The sequence below is a fragment of the Archangium primigenium genome, assembly GCF_016904885.1.
In the GTDB taxonomy this organism is placed as follows: domain Bacteria; phylum Myxococcota; class Myxococcia; order Myxococcales; family Myxococcaceae; genus Cystobacter; species Cystobacter primigenius.
Genome location: NZ_JADWYI010000001.1, coordinates 6,198,257 through 6,218,880, shown reverse-complemented (window position 1 = coordinate 6,218,880; position 20,624 = coordinate 6,198,257). Strand labels below are relative to the sequence as shown.

The following is a 20,624-nucleotide window of genomic DNA, read 5'->3' as shown; positions in this document are numbered from 1 at the left end:
GCGGCGCCTCCTCGCCTGGCCACTGCCACTAGGGCGTGGCGCGCAGCTGCACGTCGAAGCGGCCATTGTCCGAGCGCAAGCCCACGGGCCCATCGAAGGCGAACGCCTCGGCGGGCAGCGGCCCTTCCCAGACACGGACGCCATCCACGCACACGCGCAGGCGCGTGCCCCGCAGCTCCGCGCGCAGGGTGTGTGCCACGCCCGTCTGGAGTTCGGGCACGGTCTCGCGGTGCTCGGGTTTCACCGTGAGATAGCCGTGGTTGTCGCAGTCGTCCGAGCGTGACTGTCCGGGATTGGACTTCACCGAGACCACGAGGCCCGCGACGGGCGCGAGGCGCCACATGACATAGACGACGTTGCAGCCATCGCGGGCGCGCAGCTTGAGGCCCACCTGCCGGCGCTGCTCGCCGGAGAGCAGCGCCCGCTGCCGCGCCGAGGGGCCCAGGTAGGTGAGCCGCAGCTCCGCCACGCGCAGGCCCTCGCGCCCCGTGGCATCCACCGCGCGCACCTTGGGCTCCTCGATGCGCTGGCGTCCTCCGGACAGCGGCTCCAGGCGTCCCTGGGTCACCCGGAGCCGCGAGACGGGCGGGGGCTCGCGCGCGGCGTCGGGGGAGGTCGGCGCGGCCAGCAGCAGCCCCCCCAGCGCGAGCAGCGCGGGCGCGAGGCTCATGGGGCCTCGCGCTCCAGGAAGTGGCCCACCGCCTCCACGCGGGCCTGGAGCCAGGCCTGTTCGGCGCGCAGCCGGGTCCACTCCAGCCGCAGGTAGTCCCGGTAGCGGCGCACGCGCACCGTCTCCAGGCCCTCGATCTCCCGCAGCTGGGCGTCCAGGTCCTTCGTCAGCACGTCCACCTCCGCCAGGCGCGTGCGCTCCGCGGCGTGGGTGGCCCGGAGCTCGCGCAGCAGGCGCGAGGTCTCCTGGCTCACGCCCACCAGGTCCTCGTCCAGGGCGCGCTGGCGCCCCTCGCGGGCCTGGTCGTTCGCCGCGGACTGGACGAGACCCCCCAGGCTGTAGCCCACCACCAGCGCACCGGACACGGGCAGTGCCTGGGGCGTCTGGAGCAGTTCGTCGTAGCCGCCGCGCACGCGCACACTCCACGCCTGGGCCGAGCGCAGCGAGCGCTCGCGGGCCTCCAGGGCATCGTCCGCCTCGCGCAGCCGTCCGAGCCACTCCCCCAGGGCCCGCTCCTCGGAGCGGGGCAGGGCGGAGAGCCGTTCGCGCTCCCGCCGCGTCTCGTGCGCCAGCGCGGTGAGGGCATCCAGCCGCAGCCGCAGGGCGTTGAGCTCGGAGAGGGTGGCGAGGCCCGCCTTCACGTCCGCGTTGAGACCCGCCAGGAGCTTGCCCGCGTCGGGCAGGGACTCCTCGAGGATGCGGGCGCGCGCGTCCAGGGCGGCCTCCAGGCCCACGTCCCGGCCCCGCAGGAGCGCGAGCCTGAGCCCCGCGAGCGCCTGGTGGCGCGCGCACTCCGCCTCGGCGCGGCCCCGCAGCGTCAGCCCCCGGTAGAGACCCACCACGTCGTAATCCAGGCCCGCGGACAGCCGGGGCGCGGGGCGGCCCAGGGGCAAGGACGCCGTGCCCGAGAGATCTCCCGCGTTCACCACGCCCGCGCTGGCGAACACCTGGGGCGCCATCAGCAGCGCGGACTCCGCGCGCGCCACGCCCCGGACGAAGGCACAGTGGCCCGGCTCCTGGCCCTCCCGTCCGGACTCCTGGGCCTGGACCGCGCCCGCGCCGAGTCCCACCGCCACGCTCCCCACCCACGCCCATCGCCGCACTCGCATCGTCCCTCTCCCGCCCGCGCTCACAACATCAGGGGCGCGCGCCCCAGGTGCAGCAATTCCTCGCGCGCCCAGCCCTCGTCCGACAGCTCCAGCTCCACCATCACCCCGCGCATCACCGTCTGACGCACCGGGTGCTTGATGCTCACTTCACCGCGCAGCGCGTGGCCCACCTGGCCCACCTGCTCGCACCACAAGAGCTTGAACTCGCAGCGGTAGATGGCCGTGCCGGCCGCCGCGTTCTCCAGGTTCTCGTAGGGCACGAAGCCCACCGTCAGGCCGCGCTCGATGGCCTCGAGCCAGGGCGAGCCGCGGATGGAGGCGAGCAGCGTGTCGTAGCGCGCCACCGCCTCGTCCAGGGAGCGCACGGAGGCCTTGAGGTGCAGCCGCTCGCTCTCCGCGTGCTTCACCTCCAGCACCGAGCGGGTGTACTCGCGCTCCATGAGCAGCACCTCCGCGGTGAGCCCATCCGACTTGCCCCCCAGCGAGGCGTCGAAGCCCTTGAGCTCGCGCTGCAGCTGCTCGAACTTGTTGTGCAGCTCGGCGACGCCCTGGGTGAGCGACAGGTTGCTCTGCGCCATCTGGGCGAGCTGGTGCGTGGCGTTGAGCCGCTCCTCGCTCTCCACCATGCGGGCGTTGTAGAGCGACTCGGTGCGGCCGCGCGCCATGTCCGAGTAGGCCAGGTTCGTCTCGGAGATCTCCCGCGCCGTCTTCTTGTACATGCCGCGCAGGGACGCCAGCTGGCGCAGGGCGTTGGAGCGCGCCCGTCGCTCGCTGCCGAGCGTGGCCCGGAAGCGCTCCTGGAAGTCCTTCTCCGCCTGGAGCAGCCGGTCCGCCTGCTCCAGGCGCGTCTGCACCTCGCGGCGCTCGGTGAGCAGCTTCTCGCGCGCGGCCTCCTGCTGCGCCAGCTGCGCGTTGAGCTGGAGGATCTGCGTGTCCGTGGAGGACACGACGGTGGGCGCGAGCCACGAATGGCTCACGAAGAAGAAGCACTGCACGGCCAGGTAGGACACGAGCCCGAGCAGGATGAGCGCGAGCAGGACGGTGCCCATGGCCTTGTAGATGTTGACGATGAAGGTATTGAGTTGATTGGCGATGCGCTGATTCATGATGCGTTACCCCCCGCCCACGGCTTGCGTGGGCAGATGTGGAAGACGATGGGTGCCGGAGGTGGCCGACACGGACGGAGCGGGCGTGGGGGGCGTGACGGGGGTGGGCGTGGGCGCGGGGGCGGGCTTGCCGCGGGTCTCCCAGCTGCCCGAGTCCAGGGTGAAGAGGGCCAGGGGCGTGAGCAGCGCGTAGGTGATGGGCATCATGAAGGCCATGGGCAGGAAGGACAGCGTCGGCACGCGCATCTCCGGCGGCAGGTTGCGCTTGTCCACGCGGTAGATGACGCCCATGAAGCCCATGATGAGCATGTGCAGGAAGAGCACCTCCCAGAACTGCCCGTTGATGATGTTGTGCAGGATGGTGAGGGGATAGGACAGCAGCAGCGCGAGCTGCGACACGTAGTGGATGCAGACCACCGGGTGCAGCCGCCAGGCGTGGCTCAGGCCGCAGAGCATGTCGACCAGGTTGGAGCGCCGCCAGCGCAGCTGCTGGGACACGTAGCCCGCGAGCGTGGCGGGCGCCGCCGTCTGACACCACGCGGACGTGGTGTAGACCGTCTCGTAGCCCGCCTTGACGATCTGCCGCGTGAGGAAGCGGTCCTCGCCATACTTGATGGGGATGCCGGCGATGTTGCGCGCCTCGAGGATGGGCTCCAGCTCCAGGAGCACGTGGCGCCGGTACGCGGTGAGGCATCCGGACAGACACAGCACCGAGCGGAAGCCGCGCTCCAGGTCCTTGAGCCACTCCTGGGCGAAGTAGAACTTGATCTCGATCATCCGCGTGAGCCAGTTCTCGTTGCGGTTGGTGACGAACGTGCGGCCGCCCACCGCGGCGATGCGCGGGCTGGTGAAGCGCAGCACCAGCTCGCTCACGGCGCTCTCGTGCACCACCACGTCCGAGTCCACCGAGACGATGATCTCCGCGTCGGCCTCGCGCACCGCGCGGGCGATGCCCTTGCGCTTGCCCATGTTGTGGGGGTTGCGCATCACCGTGACGTGGGGGTGGCCCTCCGCGGCGCGCAGCGCCCAGGCGTGGCTGTCATCCGTGGAGCAGTCATCCACCACCCGGATGCTCAGCTTGTCCGCGTCGTAGTCCTGCGCGAGCAGGCTCTTGACCGCGTGGAAGATGCCCTCGCCCTCGTTGAAGAGGGGAATCACCACGCACACGGTGGGCTTGTAGTCCGGGTCCGTGCCATCCATCCGGTTGCCGCGGAAGCGCTTGAGCAGCGGTCCCAGCACGTACCGGTTCATCATCACCAACAGCACCAACAGATGAACTGGAAAGAGTTCCATATCCCCGTCGGCGAGACGTGGTCCCGGGCCCTGCCACCCACACGTGTTCCGTGCGGGGTGCCCCCCGGTCCTTGTTGCCCGCCTTCCCCCCCTCGGCTCCCCACGCCCCCGAGCAACCGCCCCTCGTGAACGCTTGGAACGGGCCTGAAACTCAGCCCGTGACACCCTTTGGACAATGACCTTGGGGGGTGGTGGGTCTGCCCGGCTCCGACTGCGCGGTCCCCCTTCACTGTGGGATGGAGGGACACTTTTCCATCAGGGGGTGTCGTGCGCCCGCCACGGGGACACGACCCTTCGCCAACTTGGCAATAGGGCCATGAACCCTACGTTCAGCGGCTGTAACCAAAGCGAAGGGGATGGGAACATGGGGGGAGCATTCGTGAGGGCGTGGGCGAGGGGTGCGCTCGTGGTGACGGCCTCGCTGCTGGCGCGGGAAGCGAAGGCGGATCCATCGCTCGTGGGAGAGTGGTCGCAGGTGGCGACCTTTCCCATCTCCGCGACACACATGCACCTGCTGCCCACGGGCAAGGTGATGTTCTATGGAGAGTTCGAGGAGGGCGTCAAACCGCCACAGTTGTGGGATCCCGCCACGGGGGGACTCACGCCCATGCCCACGGCGGACTACAACATCTTCTGTTCGGGCCACTCGTGGCTTCCGGATGGTCGGCTGCTGGTGACGGGCGGGCATGTCGAGTCGCACGTGGGGCTGCCCCATACGAGCATCTTCAATCCCTACACGCTCAAGTGGACGCGCGGCCCGGACATGAATGACAACCGCTGGTACCCCACCAGCACCGCGCTGCAGAACGGCCAGGTGGTGGTGTTGTCCGGCGAGACGCATGCCGCGGGCAGCATCAACCCGCTGCCCCAGGTGTGGCAGCCGGAGTCGGGCACGTGGCGCGACCTCACCACCGCCGTGCGCGATCTGCCCTACTACCCGCGCATGTTCCTGTCGCCCACCGGCAAGCTCTTCTTCGCCGGGCCCCAGCGCGCCAGCCGCTGGTTGGATCCCGAGGGCACGGGCACCTGGTACGACGGGCCGCGCAGCGACTTCAACGGCCGCTCCTATGGCTCGGCGGTGATGTATGGCTCCAAGGTGCTCATCATGGGGGGCGGCTCGCCGCCCACCAACACCGTGGAGGAGATCGACCTGGCGTCGCCCACGCCCACCTGGCGCGCGCGCGCGCCCATGAAGTTGGCCCGGCGGCAGATCAACGCGACCCTGCTGCCCGACGGCAAGGTGCTGGTGACGGGCGGCAGCGGGGGCCGGGACTTCGATGACGACACCCAGCCGGTGAAGGTGCCCGAGCTGTACGATCCGGAGACCGACACCTGGACGACGTTCGCGCCGGCGTCGGAGTACCGCGGCTACCACTCCACGGCGCTGCTGCTGCCGGACGGACGGGTGCTCAACGCCGGTGGCCGCAAGCGGCGCACGGTGGAGATCCTCTCGCCGCCCTACCTCCACAAGGCGGGCGCGCCGCGGCCCACGATCGAGTCCGCGCCGCCCGCCCTCGCGCCGGGTGAGGACTTCTTCCTCCAGACGCCGGACGTGCAGCGCGTCGCCCAGGTGACGATGCTCGCCCTGGGCTCGGTCACCCACGCCTTCGACCAGAACCAGCGCTTCCTGCGGCTGGCCTTCACCCCGACGGAAGGCGGCCTCACCGTGAAGGGGCCGGGCGACAACTTCCAGGCGCCCCCGGGGCACTACATGCTCTTCGTGGTGGATGACCGGGGCGTGCCCTCGGTGGGGCAGATGGTGCGCGTGGTCACCGCGGTGCCCCGCGCGCGCAAGCAGATCTCCTTCAGCAGCGCGTGGAAGTACGACGACCGGGGAATCGACCACGGCACGGGCTGGCACGCCCCGGACTTCGATGACTCGGGCTGGAAGAGCGGGCCGGGCCAGCTGGGCTATGGCGACGGGGACGAGGGCACGGAGCTGCGGCCCGGCGCGCCCTCGGTCTACTTCCGCAAGAAGATCACCCTGGACAGCCCCGTCACCGCCGCCACGCTCGAGGCGCTGTATGACGATGGTGTCGCCGTGTGGATCAACGGCACGCTCGTCTTCTCGCGCGAGATGGGCAATGGGTTGGACTTCGGCGTCTGGGCCACGGCCTCGGTCACCAACGCCCATGCCCGCGCCGACGTGCCGCTCGAGCCCAATCCCTTCCGGGTGGGCGAGAACGTGATCACCGCCATGGTCAAGCAGGTGTCCGCCTCCTCGCCGGATCTCACCTTCGCGCTGTCCCTGGACGTGGAGCAGACCGCCACGCCCCTGCTCGACTCGGTGATGCTCACCTCGCCCGATGGCGGCGAGGTGTTCGAGCCCGGGGCCTCCGTGCCCATCACCTGGTCCAGCGTGGGCCACCTGCCCGGGGTGAACCTCGAGTACTCCGCGGATGGCGGGGCCACCTGGACGGAGATCGCCACGGGACTGCCCGACACCGGCGTGTTCTCCTGGCGCGTGCCCAACCTGAGCACCTCCACCGGGCTCCTGCGGGTGTCGCGTCTGGGCAGCCCGGGCGTGTCGGACGTGAGCCAGCGGCCCTTCACCGTCCGGCGCTCGCAGAGCATCGTCGCCATTCCCTTCCACTCCACCTGGCGCTACCTGGACACGGGCGCGGATCCGGGCGTGCAGTGGTCGCAGAAGGTCTTCAACGACACGGGCTGGAAGAGCGGCGCGGGGCAGCTGGGCTACGGCGATGGGGACGAGGCCACGGTGCTCCAGGTCGTGGCCCCGGCGCAGACGAGCGTCTACTTCCGCAAGAAGCTCCTGGTGAATGGCACCATCACGGACGCGCACCTCAACGTCCTCTTCGATGACGGCATCGTCGTGTTCGTCAATGGCACGCAGGTGTTCGCCCGCAACGTGGACAAGGGCATCGAGCACGACAAATACGCGAGCGCCTCCACGGAGAACGAGCTCGCCGGAGGCGCCATCCCCGCCAAGGTGTTCGTCCAGGGGGAGAACACCGTCGCGGTCATGGTGAAGCAGGCGGGAGCCACGTCGCCCGACCTGTCCTTCGACCTCGAGCTGCACCTGAGCTTCGTGCCCAACGAGTGACGTGGCGGGTGCTGGCGCGCCCGGCCGTGACGCGGTAGGGGATGGGCACTACCCCCGTCCCCGTCATGATCCCACCCGACGACCGCCTGCCGCCAGAGCCCCTCGGGCTCCCTCGTGCCGATGAAGTCCACCTCTGGGTGGTGGAGCCGGAGGCCGTGACCGAGCCCCGGCTGCTCGCCGCCTACCGGGAGCTGCTGTGCGAGGACGAGCGGGAGCGACACCTGCGCTTCCGCTTCGAGAAGCACCGCCACCAGTTCCTCGTGTCCCATGCCCTGGTGCGCGTGTGCCTGTCGCGCTACGCGCCGGTGCCCGCGCGCGACTGGCGCTTCCAGCGCAACGCCTACGGACGCCCGGAGATCCTCGTGCCCCGGGGCCTGCCGCCCCTGCGCTTCAACCTGTCCCACACGGATGGCATGGCGGTGTGCGCGGTGGCGCTCGGGGTGGACGTGGGCGCGGACGTGGAGCACGCGGCGCGGCCCGGGCAGACGGTGGAGCTGGCCGAGTCCTTCTTCGCGGCCTCGGAGGTCCAGGCCCTGCGCGCGCTGCCCCCGGAGCGCCAGCGCGAGCGCTTCTTCGACTACTGGACGCTCAAGGAGTCCTACATCAAGGCGCGGGGCGCGGGGCTGAGCCTGCCGTTGGATCAGTTCGCCTTCCACCTGGAGCCGGGACGGGCGCCCACCATCTCGTTCGACGCGCGGATGAAGGACGACCCCGGGGCCTGGCGGTTCGTGCAGGTGCGCCTGGGGATGGATCACCCGGCGGCGGTCGCGGTGCGCCGGGCGCGGGAGCTGCCGTTGACGGTGCGCTGCCAGCGCACGGTGCCCCTGGGGCTGGACGGGCCCGCGTGGTTCGTGCGGGCCGGGTGAGGCGTCAGGAGGCCAGCTCGGGGGCCCAGCGCGTGAGGTCCTCGCGCAGGGCCTCCAGCAGGGGCACGCGCTCGGTGCGCAGGAAGAAGTGCTTGCCGGCGAAGTGGCGGGCGCGGAACTCCCCCGTCGTCAGCTCCCGCCAGCGCTCCAGGTCGGCGATGGAGACGTGGGAGTCCTCCAGGCCGCCATAGGCCACGATGGGGACACGCACGGGCGTGGCGGGCAGCACCGAGTCCGCGAGGGCGAAGTCCGCGCGCAGGGTGGGCAGCACCATCTCCATGAGCTCCTTGTGGGCGAAGAGCTCGGCCGGGGTGCCCTCGTACGCGCGCAACAGCTCGATGAAGTCCTTGTCGTTGAGGTTGCCCCGGGACATGCGCTGCATGTGCGGGGCGCCGCCCGCGGCCACCACCAGGCCGAGCGGCAGCGGCTCGCCCCGCGCCTGCCAGCGCTGGGTGAGCGCCAGGGCGATGCGCGTGCCCATGCTGTAGCCCATGAGCACGAAGGGCTTGTCCAAGAGCGGCCGCATCTCCGGCTCCAGCGCCTCCACCAGCCGGGCGATGTCGTGCACGGGCTTCTCGAGGATGCGCCGCTCACGGCCCGGCGGCTGGACCGACACCAGCTCGACCGTGGGGGGCAGGGCGGCGCTCCAGGTGTTGTAGATGGACGCCCCTCCGCCCGCGTAGGGAAAGCAGAAGAGCCGCAGGCGCGCCTGGGGGTTGGCCTGACGGAAGGGAAACCAGGACGGAGGAGGGGGAGGCACGGGAGTATGGATACCGTGATTTTCCTCCGTCTTCCCTGAATTTAAGTGCCGCGGGCCCGTCCAGCCTCCGAGTTGTTTGAGCTCCCGAGGTCGCCCATGCGCCGCTCCCTCCGTCTGTTGTCCTCCACGCTGCTCGCGGGCCTCTTCCTGACGGCCTCCCAGGCCGAGGCGCGCTTCGGCAAGCGCTCCGCCCCCGAGTCCTCGTCGAGCGAGGACCGCTCGGAGCGGGACACGGACAAGGGCCGCGACTCGGACGCCCACGACGCCTCCGCCGTGGACGACAGCACCCACGACGCCACCCCGGTGGACCGCTCCCCGCCCTCCCGCCGTCCCGCGCCCTCGCGGCGCCCTGACCGCTCCGAGCCCTCCCAGCGCCCCGCGCCCCGGCCCGCGCCGTCCCGCGGGTACTACACGGAGCCCTACACGGAGCCCTCCTACGACGACACGGAGGAGGAGGTGTACTACCCGGCCCCCGCGAGGCCCCTGGCGCCGCTCCCGGACGGTCCCGCCTATGGCTCGGAGGCCTACCGGTCCCGCCGCTCCAAGAACTTCCAGGTGGGCTACGAGGGCCAGCTCTTGCCTGGGGGCCGCGCCTCCGGCTTCCACCTGGGCGTGGAGGGCGAGTCGGTGGGGGCCATGCTCCGGCTGAGCGCCCTGGCGTTGCGCCCGGACGATGGGAGCCTGGGCGAGGATCGGATCTCCGTGGTGGGCCTGCACATGACCTGGGCCGCCTTCCAGGGCCGGAGCGGACGGGTGCGGCTGGAGGGCGGCCTGTCCATCGCCCGGGCGCCCGACGTCACCTTCGTGGGTCCCAGCCTGGGCCTGTCCTCGGAGTACTACCTGCTGGACTCCCTGGCGCTGGAGGGCCGCGTCCACGTCACGCCGGTGCCCTACCGGCAGCTCGACGCGGCGGCCGGCGCGGTCTGGTACGTGCTGGGCAATGTGATCGCCCTGCGCGGCGGGGTGCGCACGCTGGTGCTGGACGACGCGGGCGCGGTGGATGGTGTCGTCCACCGGGACGTGCTGCCGGGGCCCTATGTGTCCATCGGCCTCGCCCTCTGAACTGTGATAGGCCGCGCCCCATGCGGGGAATCCGGGAACGATTCAAGGAGCAGCTTCAACGCAACCAGCGGCGCGATCTGTGGATCATCCTCGCGCCCTCGCTGTTGCTGGTGGGTCTGGCCTTCGCCACCACCTTCTATTTCATCAAGCCCGCGCCTCCTAAGACGCTGGTGATCGCGGCGGCCCAGGACGAAGGCGGCTTTCGCTACTACGCCCGGCGCTACCAGGAGATCCTCGCCCGCGACGGCATCACCCTGGAGATCCGCGGCACCCAGGGCTCGCTCTCCAGCCTGGGCCTGCTCGCCGAGGAGCGGGGTGGGGTGGACGTGGCGTTCGTGCAGAGCGGCGCCTCCGCGGCGGGCGGCAAGGCGGCGAACGTCGTGTCGCTCGGCGGGCTCACCCACATCCCCCTCTGGGTCTTCTACCGGGGCGAGCCCATCGAGGACCTGCGGGAGCTGCGCGGCAAGCGCATCGCGGTGGGCCCCGCCGAGAGCGGCACCCATGCCCTGGCCCTCACGCTGCTGCAGGCCAACGGCGTGGAGAAGGAGCCCACCCAGCTCTTGTCGCTCGAGCGCGACGAGGCCCTCGCCCGGATCAAGAAGGGCGAGCTCGACGCGGTGTTCCTCGTGGCCGCCGCCGAGGCGCCCTTCCTCCAGAAGCTCGCCGCCGAGCCCGACCTGCGGCTGCTGAGCTTCTCCCGGGGCGAGGCCTATGCGCGCCGCTACCCGTACCTGTCCCGGCTCACCTTGCCCCGGGGGGTGCTCAACCTCGCGGCGGACGTGCCCTCGCGGGACCTGGTGCTGCTCGCGCCCACGGCGAGCCTGGTGGCGCGCGAGTCCCTCCACCCGGCGCTCGCCTACCTGCTCTTGCGCGCCGCGAGCGAGGTGCACGGGGGCGCGGGGCTGCTGGATCGCGCCGGGGAGTTCCCCACCGGCAACGCGACCGAGTACCCCCTGAGCAGCGAGGCCCGCCGGTACTACCAGTCCGGACCGCCCCTGTTGCAGCGCTACCTGCCGTTCTGGGCGGCCAACCTGGTGGACCGGCTCTGGCTGATGCTCGTGCCCCTCATCGCCGTGCTCGTGCCCCTGGGCAAGGCCGTCCCCGCCCTGTACGAGTGGCGGGTGCGCTCGCGCATCTTCCGCTGGTACGCGCGGCTCAAGGAGATCGAAATCCAGATGGAGGAGAAGCCCGAGCGGCCGATGCTCCAGGACATGCTCAAGCGGCTGGACGAAGCCGAGTACGCGGTGAACCGCATCCCCATGCCGCTGTCCCACGCGGAGAACCTGTACTTCTTCCGCGAACACCTGGACATCGTGCGCCGACGCATCCTGCGGCGCCTGGACGAGGGCGCGGAGGCCCCCGCGCCGGGCGCGTCCCTGGTGAGCTGAGGGGCCTTCAGCCCACGGCGAGCGTCCCGAGGAAGCCGGGCAGGGCCCTCGGGGGCGTGGTGCCCAGGCCGGCCGAGAACAGCTCCACGAGCATGCCGTCGCGCAGGCCCCGCTTGATGGCGCTGATGCCCTGCAGGCCGAGGTGCCGCATGCTCTCCTCCAGCAGGAGCGCGCCCGCGACGATGACCTCGGCGCGCCGGGGCTCGAAGTGCTCGCTCCGCTCGCCCGGCGACATGGCCGCCAGCGCCTCCACGGCGTGGGTGAGCTGATCCGGGGTGGCGTAGCTGTCGCCCTGGGCCGCGAAGCGCACCACGGCGCGGATGGTCCCCGAGGAGCCCAGGGCCACCGGGGGCAGATCCATGGCCGCCACGGGGAAGGCCGCGTGCAGCCGCTCGCGCACGGCGCCGCGCATGCGCCGCAGCTGGAAGGGGGTGACCTCGCCCGCGGTGTCGAACTGCTCCGTCAGGCGCACCGCCCCCAGGGGCAGGCTCCAGAGGCCCTCGGGACGCTGGCCGGTGGCGAGCACCACTTCCGTGGAGCCGCCGCCCAGGTCCATCACCACCGAGCGCGTGCGCGGCAGGGCGCGGTTGAGCACCCCCAGACAGATGAGCCGCGCCTCGTCCTCTCCGCTGATGATCTCCAACTCCAGGCCCGCCTCGTCCCGCACACGCTGGAGGATGTCCGAGCGATTGCCCGCCTCGCGCATGGCGCTGGTGGCCACCGCGCGCACCCGGGCGCCATGGCGACGGCTCAGGGTGGCGTAGCGGCGCAGGGCCCCCACGAGCCGATCCGCCGTCTCCCGGGGCATCACCCCGTGGGTGAAGACGCCTTCGCCCGGACGCACGGCGTCGCGCTCGCGCAGGAAGGTCTCCAACGTGCCATCCGCCTCCGGACGGGCCAGATCCATCCGGACGGCGTTGGTGCCCACGTCGATGGCGGCGAAGACAGGCCGGCGGGTCGAAGAAGCCATGGTCGAAGAACCCTCGGGTGAGAGGCGATGCGCTCTACCTGCTCGTCAAACTAAAGGGCCTTTGTGACAGCGCCGTGGAGGAACACCGCTGTTCACCCAAAGTTTGCACAGCCCTTCCCGAGGGTTCACCGGAGGCCCGTCCACCGAGCAACCAGGCGTCCTGCCTTCGCCCGTCATGTCACGGGCGTGTCACGCCGTGGGGGCGCCGCGCACGAGCTCGAGCAGGGTCTGGCGTGCGTAGCCGTCGTACCAACCCCAGGGCGAGGCCGTGGCCGCTGCTTGACGCTCGAACTCCTCGCGGGGCAGCCGCAGCAGCGCCTGGGCCGTCTGGGCGAAGCCGAGGTAGTCGCGCAGCACGCGCTTCTCCTCGCGCCGCACGAGCAGACAGTTGCGCGCGTTGGCGCCGAGGGAGTCCTCGCGCAGCCGCCGCTCGTCCTCTTCGAAAGAGGTGTCGAAGCCCGCGAGCCGCGCCTCGCACGCCGCCGCGAGGGCCTCCATCACCCGCGCCTCGTTGGGCACGCCGAGGGGCTCGATCGTCTTGGCGCCGCCGATGAGCCGGTTGGCGAGGATCATGATCTCCTCGGGCGTGGCGCGCGCCACCCGGAGGAAGGACAGCATCAACTGGGTGGACGCATTCGCCACCTCGCGCGGCACCTTGAAGGGCCGGAACGCGGTGGGCGAGGGCAGCGCCAGGAGGGACTGCTTCATGGCCCCCAGCGCATCGCCCTCGGGCAGGCCCAGGGAGAGGAACACCTCGTCGCGCTCGTTGTGCTCGGTCACGAAGCCGAAGTGCAGGAGCATGAGATCGTTGCTCTTGGCGCCATAGCTGTCGTGGACCTCGAGGCCCGCGGCCACGGCGTTCTGCGCCGTCATCTCGAAGAAGCGGCCATCCTCCGACGTCTCCCAGAGCACGTCCGGGGGCCGCCGGTGGTTGAGCATGTCCGCCAGGGGCACGAGACACGGGCCCTTGAGCCCGCCCTTCTTCACACCGAACAGGCGCGAGGAGACGGACAGGCGCGCCCAGACGAACTCCCCGAGCGTGAAGCGCTCGTAGCCGGGCACCTTCGCGCACAACTGCTGGTAGTCGTTCTGGAGCGACTGCGCCTGGAACTCCAGGAGCGTGAGCACCAGCGAGCCCTGGAGCAGGGCGCGCTCGGCCTCGCCGTAGAAGAGGGGCAGGTGGGGGAATGCCTCGGGAAGGCTGTCGAGGAAGGGCGTCCAGAAGGAGCCCTCGCGGTGCTTCTCCTGGAGGAGGAAGGAGGCGAGGTACAGGTCCTCGTTGTCCGGGTTGAGCCCGGCCTGGACCGCGCGGCCGATCTCCGAGGTGCGCGCGAGCTCCAGGGTGAGCATGTGCGAGTGGGGGACCTGGAGGACGACCTCTCCCGGGGCGATGTCCGTCGCGGCGAGGACCGAGCGCTCGCCATTGTCCTGGCGGACAACACGCAGCTTGGGGAAGCGGGCGCCGCCCTCCTCGAGCCAGCGCAACAGGTTGGACAGCTTGCGCTCCGAGTCCTCGGGGGCGGTTCTCAACTCGGCGGAGGCGGGGGCGGTCGGAGGGGAGGCGCTCATGGGCCGCGGACGCTACTCCAGTTCGAGCTCATAGCGTTGGTCGAGCTCGACCTCGCGCACCCCGCTGTCCTCACCGGCTCGTGCGGATTCACTCCGGTCGGTTCGCCACGAGGTGTTGGCCATGGGTCCGCCACCACGCGCGCCAGCGCGGCCGGACCTGATTCCAAAAGGCCTGCTCATCCCCGGCCAGGGCGATCCCAATCCCTCGCAGTTCGTCACGCAGCTCCACGTCCGGTCCCGTCCAGTGGGGCTCCGCGGGGAAGGGCGCGAGCCAGACCCGCTCCGCCACGCGCGTCTCGGCCGAGAGGTAGGCGGGGTCCTGAAAATCATCGGCCCAGTCGTGCGAGAGGTTGCGCTCCAGTCGCTGGGCATACCGGGCCATGGGCAGCCGGAGCCACTCCCATTTCGGCGGGAGGGGATCGTTGGGCGCGTCCGATCGGATGATCCGGATGATGCGCTCGTTGAAGTCTCCGTAGACCGGGACCTCGCTGACATCATCCTCGAGCCGGGCCAGGGCATCCCGGCCGGGGCGCAGGCGGAGGGCATCGGTCAGGGCGATGCCCGCGAGCCGCTGCTCGGGCGTGCCGGTGAGGAGCAGGTGCTCGAGCGCGGGCAGGGCCAGCCCGCCCAGGGGCTTGAGTTCCTCGCGAAGGCGCAGCAGCCGCCAGTCCCGGAGGAGCAGGGTCGGGGGCAGGGCGCCCTCGGCGCAGCGGGAGGCGTAGCGCGTCGCCTGGAGCGCCAGGCCCGGCCCCGTCTCGCGCCACGCGGCCACGAGCCGGTGGCCCTCGTCGACCTCGGGTTGGCTCAACTCCGCCAGCCGGGGATGGGCGAGCAGCCGCTCCACCCGCGTACCGTGCAGCGTCAACAGCCGCAGGAACTCCCGCAGGTAGCCGCGCTCGTCCTCGTTGTTCCCGGCGCTGAGCGCGAGGTGGTCCACCTGGGCGAGGAAGCCGGGCGGCAGCCACTCATGCGCATGAGGCAGGAGCCGCACCTGGGCCTCGGCGCGCTGTCCCGGTTCGGGCGCGAGCAGCCAGAGCAGCAGCGTCTCCGGCGTCTCCTGGCCCTGGGCGGGCTGGATTTGCTCCAGGGGAGGCAGGTCCTCGGCCATGGCCCGCTCCGGGCCGAGGAGCGCGACCCCGAGGACGAACAACCACTTGCTCGAAGCGGACGCCATGCTTCCTCGCGGGCTCGGACGGAGGCCGCGAAGGCTAGCACGGCCCGGCTTCAGGCGTCCGCGTAGCGGCCCCGCGCCTCCACGAGCGTGTCCGCGTCGAGCAGCACCGCCGTCTTCTCCTGGGCGGACAGCTCGGCGGGGACGCCCTCGAACAGCTTGCGGCGGGCGGCGGCCAGCACGGGGGCGGGCGCCTCGCCGCCGGAGGTCTCCAGCAGCGCCAGGTGCAGCGCGTGGGCGCGGGGGTCCTTGAGCACGTGCTCCAGGCCGTCCGTCACCGGCTCCAATTCCCGCTCGGCGAGTTCCTGCGCCCGGGTGAGGACCGCGGGGGGCGTGGTCTCCTCGGGGATGAGGAACAGGCCGAGCCGCTCCATCCATGCGCCCAGGGACGCGCGCGAGGTCCACACCGACAGGGGAATGGAGAGCATCAGCCCGGTCACCACCGGCGCCAGCCAGCCCAGCAGGCCGGGGTTGAGCACGAACACGAGCGCGGCCACGAGCGCGCCCACGGCCGTGTGCACCGCGTGGCGCCGCGCCGCCTCCGCCCAGGGCAGGGCCTCGTCGTCGCGCTGCTGGCTCGACCAGGACACGCGGTAGCCGAGGATCGTTCCGAAGACGAAGTGGGACTGGAAGAGCATCATCACCGGCGCGAGCAGCGTGGACACGGCGCTCTCCAGCAAGACGCTCAGCACCAGCCGCGCCCGGCCGCCCATGCGCGCCACGAGCGCCCCGTCCGTCAGGGCGAGCACCAGCCCGAAGGCCTTGGGCAGCATCAGCATGCCGAGCGACACCGCCATCAGCCGCAGCGCGCCGTGGTGGTCGAACTGGGACTCCTCGGCGAAGGGGGCGAAGCGCTCGATGAGGTCCTCCGCGCCGAGGAGCTGGTCGTGCACCGTGGCGAGCAGGCCAGCGCCCAGGAACAGCAGCCACAGGGGCGAGGCCACGTAGGACATGACGCCCATGAGGAAGTGGCCCCGGCTCGACGGGTGCAGCCCGCCCGCGACCACCAGCCGCAGGTGCTGCAGGTTGCCCTGGCACCAGCGCCGATCGCGCTGCGCGTAGGCCAGCAGATGGGGCGGGCTCTGCTCGTAGCTGCCGCCCAACTCCGGCACCAACCACACCGTGTAACCCGCGCGCCGCATGAGCGCCGCCTCCACGAAGTCATGGCTGAGGATGTGGCCGCCGAAGGGCTGCTGTCCGGGCAGCACCGGCAGCCCGCAGTGCTCGGTGAAGGCCGCCACGCGCAGGATGGCGTTGTGGCCCCAGTAGTTGGACTCGCCGAGCTGCCAGGCCGCCGCGCCCGCGGCCACCAGCGGCCCGTACACGCGGCCGGCGAACTGCTGCAGCCGGGCGAAGAGCGTGGTGCCGCCCACGCACAAGGGCGGCGCCTGGAGGATGCCCACGCGCGGGTTGAGGTCCATCAGGCGCGCCATGCGCACCAGCGTGTCCCCCGCCATGAGGCTGTCCGCGTCCAGCACCACCATGAAGTCGTAGCGGCGGCCCCAGCGCTCGCAGAAGTCCGCCAGGTTGCCCGCCTTCTTGCCCGTGTTGTCCGAGCGCCGGCGGTAGAAGATGCGCCCCTGGCCTCCCACGCGGCGGCACAGGTCCGACCACGCCAGCTCCTCGGCCACCCACGCCTCGGCGCGCGTGGAGTCGCTGAGCACGTAGAAGTCGAAGGCCTCCAGGTGGCCCGTGGCCGCCACGGACTCGTACGTGGCCTGCAGGTTGGCGAAGACCGAGGCGGGGTCCTCGTTGTGGATGGGCATCACCACCGCGGTGCGGCGCGCGAGCGGGGCCGCTTCCTCCGCGGGCTCCGGCCAGCGCAGGCCCGGGGGCCTCCGTCCAGACACCGACTGGACGAAGCCCGCCACGGCCGCCCAGAAGGAGAGGGCGATCCACGCGAAGCACAGGGTGAAGAGCCCCAGCATCGCCCACTCGGGCACGGACGTGCCCTGGGCGCTGAGCAGCCGCGACATCTCCCACGTCGCGGCGAGGGTCGACAGCGCGGCCGGAACGAGGACGCCCGCCCGCCGGAGCCCGGCCGTCGTGGGCGAGAAGGAATGCGCGTGCATGGGGACTCCGGAAGGGGCCTAGCGGGAAACGGAGACGTCGGGCGTGCCCACGGCACGCCACCCGAAGCGGCGCAGCAGCTCGCGCAGGGGCGAGAGCACCACCTGCTGCTCGGGCATGGTCGTGGGCATGGGGCGCGGCGCGGGCACCGGCACCGCGTCGCGCAAGACGCGCACCTGCTCGAGCGACAACGCGCCCAGGCCCTGCGTCACCGCCCGCGCGCCCCAGCGCGCGCCGTCACTCAGCACGAACGCCGCGCGGCCCCGCGCCAGGGGCGAGCCCTGACCGCCCACGAGCGCCGGGCCGAGCACCGCCATCAGCCAGCCCTCCATGCGCACCCGGGCAAGCACCAGCGCCTCGTGCGGCTCCACACCGGGGCGCGTGTCGAGCGCCCAGTCGGCCAGGCGCGACAAGTCCTCGGGCGCGCTGAAGCCGAAGGAGCGGAAGAACCCATCGAGCGCCGCGCGCGTCCCGGCGGAGACGGCGTGCAGGGACGGGGAGGTGGAGGTGAAGGTCTGCGTCATCACGGCGTCCATGGATAGCTCCAGGTCTCGGTCAGGGTGTCGGATCCGCTACGAAGGAAGCAGCGCAGCTCGGCGGGCGTGTGGCCCTCCGGCACGAGCTCGAAGGTGGCGCGCCAGCCTCCGGTCATCTCGTTGCGCTGGGTGATGGGGTGCACGATGCGGCCCGAGGTCGTGGAGACCACGGCCTCCACGGGGGCCTGCGTCGGGGTGCCCTCGCCCGGGGAGAAGTCGAGCACGAAGCGCCGGGCGCCCGGCGTGCTGCCCGGGGCCACGCGCGTGGCGGTGGCGAGCGCCTCGCGCGCCCGCTCGGGCGAGCCGCTGCCCCAGGTGAGCTTCCATCCCAGGCGCAGCGTGGTGCCCGCGGTGACGGGCGTCTCGGGCACCCAGTAGGCGACGATGTTGTCGTCGAACTCCTGGTGCGAGGGAATCTCCACGAGCTGCACCGCGCCCCGGCCCCAGTCGCCCACCGGCTCCACCCACACGCCGGGCCGCTTGTCGTAGCGCGCCTCCAGGTCCTCGTAGGAGCGGAAGTCCCGGTCGCGCTGCATCAGCCCGAAGGCGTGCAGGCCGTCCACCTGGAAGCTGGACACGCTCAGGTGGGAGGGGTTGCGCAGCGGGCGCCACAGGTGCTCGCCGTTCTTCATCCACAGCGCGAGCCCGTCCGAGTCGTGCACCTCCGGCCGGAAGTCCTCCAGCGTGCCCCGGTCGTTCTCGCCGAACAGGTACATGCTCGTGAGCGGCGCCACGCCCAGGCGCTTGATGGCCTTGCGCGCGTGCAGCTCCGCGTCCACCTCCATCACCGTGCGCTCGCCCGGGACGATGACGAAGCGGTAGGCCCCGGTGACGCTCGGGCTGTCCATCAGCGCGTGCACCACCACCCGATCCGCCCCCGCCGTCGGCTTCTCCAGCCAGAACTCGCGGAAGACGGGGAACTCCTCGCCCTCGGGCAGCGCGGTGTCGATGGCGAGGCCGCGCGCGGACAGGCCGTACACACTGCCGCGGCCCAGGGCGCGGAAGTAGCTGGCGCCCAGGAACGCGACCAGCTCGTCGTAGTAGTCGGGCCGGTTGAGCGGATGGGACAGCCGGAAGCCGGCGAAGCCCGCGATGGGCGCCGCGGGCAGCTCCTTCACCAGCGGGCCATAGCTGAAGAGCTCCGGCGAGAAGCGGATGGGCTCGGCGCGGCCCGCGTCCACCTCGTGCATCGGCACCGGCGACGTGTAGTAGAAGCCCGGGGCGAAGAACTGCGCCTGGAAGGGCACCCCCGCGTCACGCCAGCGCGCCCGCTCCGGGCGGAAGCGGATGTCGCGGTACTGATCATAGGTGAGCTGCGCGTAGGCCGGGGGCAGCGAGGCCACGGGCTTCTGGTAGGGGGTGCGCGCGAGCACGCGGGCCCGCTCGCGCACCGTCTCCGGACCAAAGGGCGCCGTGGTGGCCCGGGGGCCGGCACACGCCGTCAGCGTCCACATCAGTCCCAGCGCACAGGCGCCTCGCGCCCACATCGTTGACCTCACCTCGGCGCTCCTCCTGGAAAAAGGGTGTCGATGGACCGACCCGCGCCGGGGCTAAGCAGCCCGCGTGCCAAGCGGCCGGTTTGCCCCGGGTCTCCAGGAGTTACGCGGGTTTCCCCCACGGGACGTGCGGCAACTGGTTGGCGTTCAAACGATTTGGCGCACTTGCGGTGAGGTTGGGCCGAGCCGGTCCCTGGCGCGGCGCGGCAGGGTTGGGGAGCAGAGGAACAGGCGCGAACCGGGCCTTGTCCGTTTGCTCCACATGTCCGGTGGCCGACACGTGAGGGCATGTCGTCCAAGAGACGATACGGCGACGCGGCCCGAGCGCCCTCCCGTTGGCAAACAGGCCCGGCGTGACGAAGTAGGGGGTGGGAGGCGTCAGGGGCATGTGGCGGAATGCCTCATGCGGCGGCCCGCCCCGCCCCACTTCATTCGTCGGCCCTCCGACAATAGAGGTGTCCTTCCTCGGGCCGCTCGTGGGAAGATACGTGGAACGCAACGGCACGACTTCTGCTAAACCGGTTCATCGGAAGGACTCCATGGCCGTCACGCATTCGCCTCCGGTGTCAGCGCAGAACAAGAACGCCTCGGGCTCACGCGCGGAGCGTCGGCCGCGGCGCGATGGTGTCGACGGCGGGCCGCCCCGGGTGGTGGTGATGGAGAACCTGCGCGAGCGGGGCCACTTCCTGCACGAGCGGCTCACCCAGGAGCGCTTCGAGGTGGGGCTGCTGGAGGACGGGCCGGACGCGCTGCGGTGGCTGTCGGAGAACCTCGCGCGGCGCACCGAGGTGGACCTGCTCGTGTGCAACGCGCGGATGCTGGGCGACGCGGGCCTGGCGCTCCTGGAGCGCTGGTGCCAGACGCACCCCCAGGTGTCCGTGCTGCTGGTGAGCGCCTTCACCAACGCCAAGCTCCGCGCGCGCATGGCGCGCATCCCCGGCGGCGTCGTGTTGGATCAGGACTTCTCCGTGGAAGACGTGTGCGCCACGGCGGTGTCGATGGTGGCCGAGTCCTCGCTCACCTCGTAGTGGGCTCTTCGCCCATCTCGTAGAGCTCCAGCGGCAGGCCGTCTGGATCCGCGAAGAAGGTGAAGCGCCTGCCCGTGTGCTCGTCCACGCGCACCGGCTCGGTGGGCACCCCCCGCCGGTGGAGCTCCGCCACCACGGCGTCGAGCACCGGCACGGCGAAGGCCAGGTGCCGCAGACCGCGGGCCTCGGGCCGGGTCGCCCGGGGCGGAGGGTCCGGGAAGGAGAACAGCTCCAGTTGCACGCCCGGGCTCACCTCCAGGTCCAGCTTCCACGAGTCGCGGGCCTCCCGGTACACCTCCCGGACGACGCGCAGGCCGAGCACCTGGCTGTAGAACGCCTTGGAGCGGGCGTAGTCCGAGCAGATGAGGGCCACGTGGTGGAGGGCGGGCAGCAGCGGCGGCGTCATGCCTCCAGCCTGACAGGCGCCGCCCGGCACGGCCAGGGGCAGTGAGTCCGTGGAGAAAGG

17 protein-coding genes are annotated in these 20,624 nt (G+C 71.5%); 5 read left to right on the top strand and 12 right to left on the bottom strand.

What is annotated here, in order from left to right:
* Positions 1-28: 28 nt before the first annotated feature.
* The 4 genes from I3V78_RS25410 to I3V78_RS25395 are packed head-to-tail and all read right to left on the bottom strand — an operon-like array spanning position 29 to position 4,178.
* Positions 29-670, bottom strand: coding sequence for a hypothetical protein (locus I3V78_RS25410; protein ID WP_239576589.1), 642 nt, complete (start codon positions 668-670; stop codon positions 29-31).
* Positions 667-1,779, bottom strand: a complete 1,113-nt coding sequence (locus tag I3V78_RS25405) for a hypothetical protein (RefSeq protein ID WP_204491027.1) — start codon at positions 1,777-1,779, stop codon at positions 667-669. Before I3V78_RS25405 ends, I3V78_RS25410 begins: the two co-directional genes overlap by 4 nt.
* A 20-nt stretch (positions 1,780-1,799) precedes the next feature.
* Entirely contained in the window at positions 1,800-2,885 is a 1,086-nt protein-coding gene (locus I3V78_RS25400) for a hypothetical protein (protein WP_204491026.1), read from the bottom strand.
* A gap of 6 nt (positions 2,886-2,891) precedes the next feature.
* Positions 2,892-4,178 (bottom strand): glycosyltransferase family 2 protein, encoded by a 1,287-nt coding sequence (locus I3V78_RS25395; protein ID WP_204491025.1) that lies wholly within the window; start codon positions 4,176-4,178, stop codon positions 2,892-2,894.
* A 364-nt stretch (positions 4,179-4,542) separates the two neighbouring features.
* Between I3V78_RS25395 and I3V78_RS25390 the strand changes: the two genes are divergently transcribed.
* Complete coding sequence (locus tag I3V78_RS25390; protein WP_204491024.1) at positions 4,543-7,242, top strand: galactose oxidase-like domain-containing protein; 2,700 nt, start codon at positions 4,543-4,545, stop codon at positions 7,240-7,242.
* Positions 7,243-7,397: 155 nt separating this feature from the next.
* Positions 7,398-8,108, top strand: coding sequence for a 4'-phosphopantetheinyl transferase family protein (locus I3V78_RS25385; RefSeq protein ID WP_338023744.1), 711 nt, complete (start codon positions 7,398-7,400; stop codon positions 8,106-8,108).
* 4 nt (positions 8,109-8,112) lie between these two features.
* Here the strand turns inward: I3V78_RS25385 and I3V78_RS25380 are convergent, their stop codons facing one another.
* Positions 8,113-8,868 carry a thioesterase gene (locus I3V78_RS25380; protein ID WP_204491022.1) on the bottom strand — a complete coding sequence of 252 codons (756 nt, stop codon included), beginning with the start codon at positions 8,866-8,868 and terminating at the stop codon, positions 8,113-8,115.
* Between the two features lie 96 nt (positions 8,869-8,964).
* On the opposite strand from I3V78_RS25380, the gene I3V78_RS25375 reads away from it, so the two are divergent.
* Positions 8,965-9,930: a hypothetical protein gene (locus tag I3V78_RS25375; protein WP_204491021.1), complete on the top strand. Its 966-nt coding sequence runs from the start codon at positions 8,965-8,967 to the stop codon at positions 9,928-9,930.
* A 20-nt stretch (positions 9,931-9,950) separates the two neighbouring features.
* The gene (locus I3V78_RS25370) at positions 9,951-11,318 is read left to right on the top strand and encodes a TAXI family TRAP transporter solute-binding subunit (RefSeq protein ID WP_204491020.1); all 1,368 of its coding nucleotides are present in this window, start codon (positions 9,951-9,953) and stop codon (positions 11,316-11,318) included.
* Between the two features lie 7 nt (positions 11,319-11,325).
* Here I3V78_RS25370 and I3V78_RS25365 read toward each other — a convergent pair whose 3' ends face one another.
* From I3V78_RS25365 to I3V78_RS25340, 6 genes are all read right to left on the bottom strand, one after another.
* Positions 11,326-12,288: a Ppx/GppA phosphatase family protein gene (locus I3V78_RS25365; RefSeq protein ID WP_204491019.1), complete on the bottom strand. Its 963-nt coding sequence runs from the start codon at positions 12,286-12,288 to the stop codon at positions 11,326-11,328.
* A gap of 189 nt (positions 12,289-12,477) precedes the next feature.
* Positions 12,478-13,857 (bottom strand): SET domain-containing histone-lysine N-methyltransferase, encoded by a 1,380-nt coding sequence (locus I3V78_RS25360; protein WP_204491018.1) that lies wholly within the window; start codon positions 13,855-13,857, stop codon positions 12,478-12,480.
* Between the two features lie 88 nt (positions 13,858-13,945).
* A complete protein-coding gene (locus I3V78_RS25355; protein WP_204491017.1) occupies positions 13,946-15,031 on the bottom strand; it encodes a hypothetical protein in 1,086 nt (361 codons plus the stop codon).
* A 50-nt stretch (positions 15,032-15,081) separates the two neighbouring features.
* Positions 15,082-17,100, bottom strand: coding sequence for a glucans biosynthesis glucosyltransferase MdoH (gene mdoH, locus I3V78_RS25350; protein WP_204491016.1), 2,019 nt, complete (start codon positions 17,098-17,100; stop codon positions 15,082-15,084).
* 18 nt (positions 17,101-17,118) lie between these two features.
* Positions 17,119-17,634, bottom strand: coding sequence for a hypothetical protein (locus I3V78_RS25345; RefSeq protein WP_204491015.1), 516 nt, complete (start codon positions 17,632-17,634; stop codon positions 17,119-17,121).
* The gene (locus I3V78_RS25340) at positions 17,622-19,121 is read right to left on the bottom strand and encodes an OpgD/OpgG family glucan biosynthesis protein (RefSeq protein ID WP_204496795.1); all 1,500 of its coding nucleotides are present in this window, start codon (positions 19,119-19,121) and stop codon (positions 17,622-17,624) included. The genes I3V78_RS25345 and I3V78_RS25340 overlap by 13 nt, the downstream gene beginning before the upstream one ends.
* A 548-nt stretch (positions 19,122-19,669) precedes the next feature.
* Here I3V78_RS25340 and I3V78_RS25335 point away from each other — a divergent pair.
* On the top strand, positions 19,670-20,158 hold the full coding sequence (locus I3V78_RS25335) for a response regulator (protein ID WP_204491014.1): 489 nt from the start codon (positions 19,670-19,672) through the stop codon (positions 20,156-20,158).
* Here the strand turns inward: I3V78_RS25335 and gloA2 are convergent.
* Complete coding sequence (gloA2, locus tag I3V78_RS25330; protein WP_204491013.1) at positions 20,148-20,564, bottom strand: SMU1112c/YaeR family gloxylase I-like metalloprotein; 417 nt, start codon at positions 20,562-20,564, stop codon at positions 20,148-20,150. The two genes, I3V78_RS25335 and gloA2, sit on opposite strands and share 11 nt — an antisense overlap.
* Positions 20,565-20,624 lie beyond the last annotated feature (60 nt).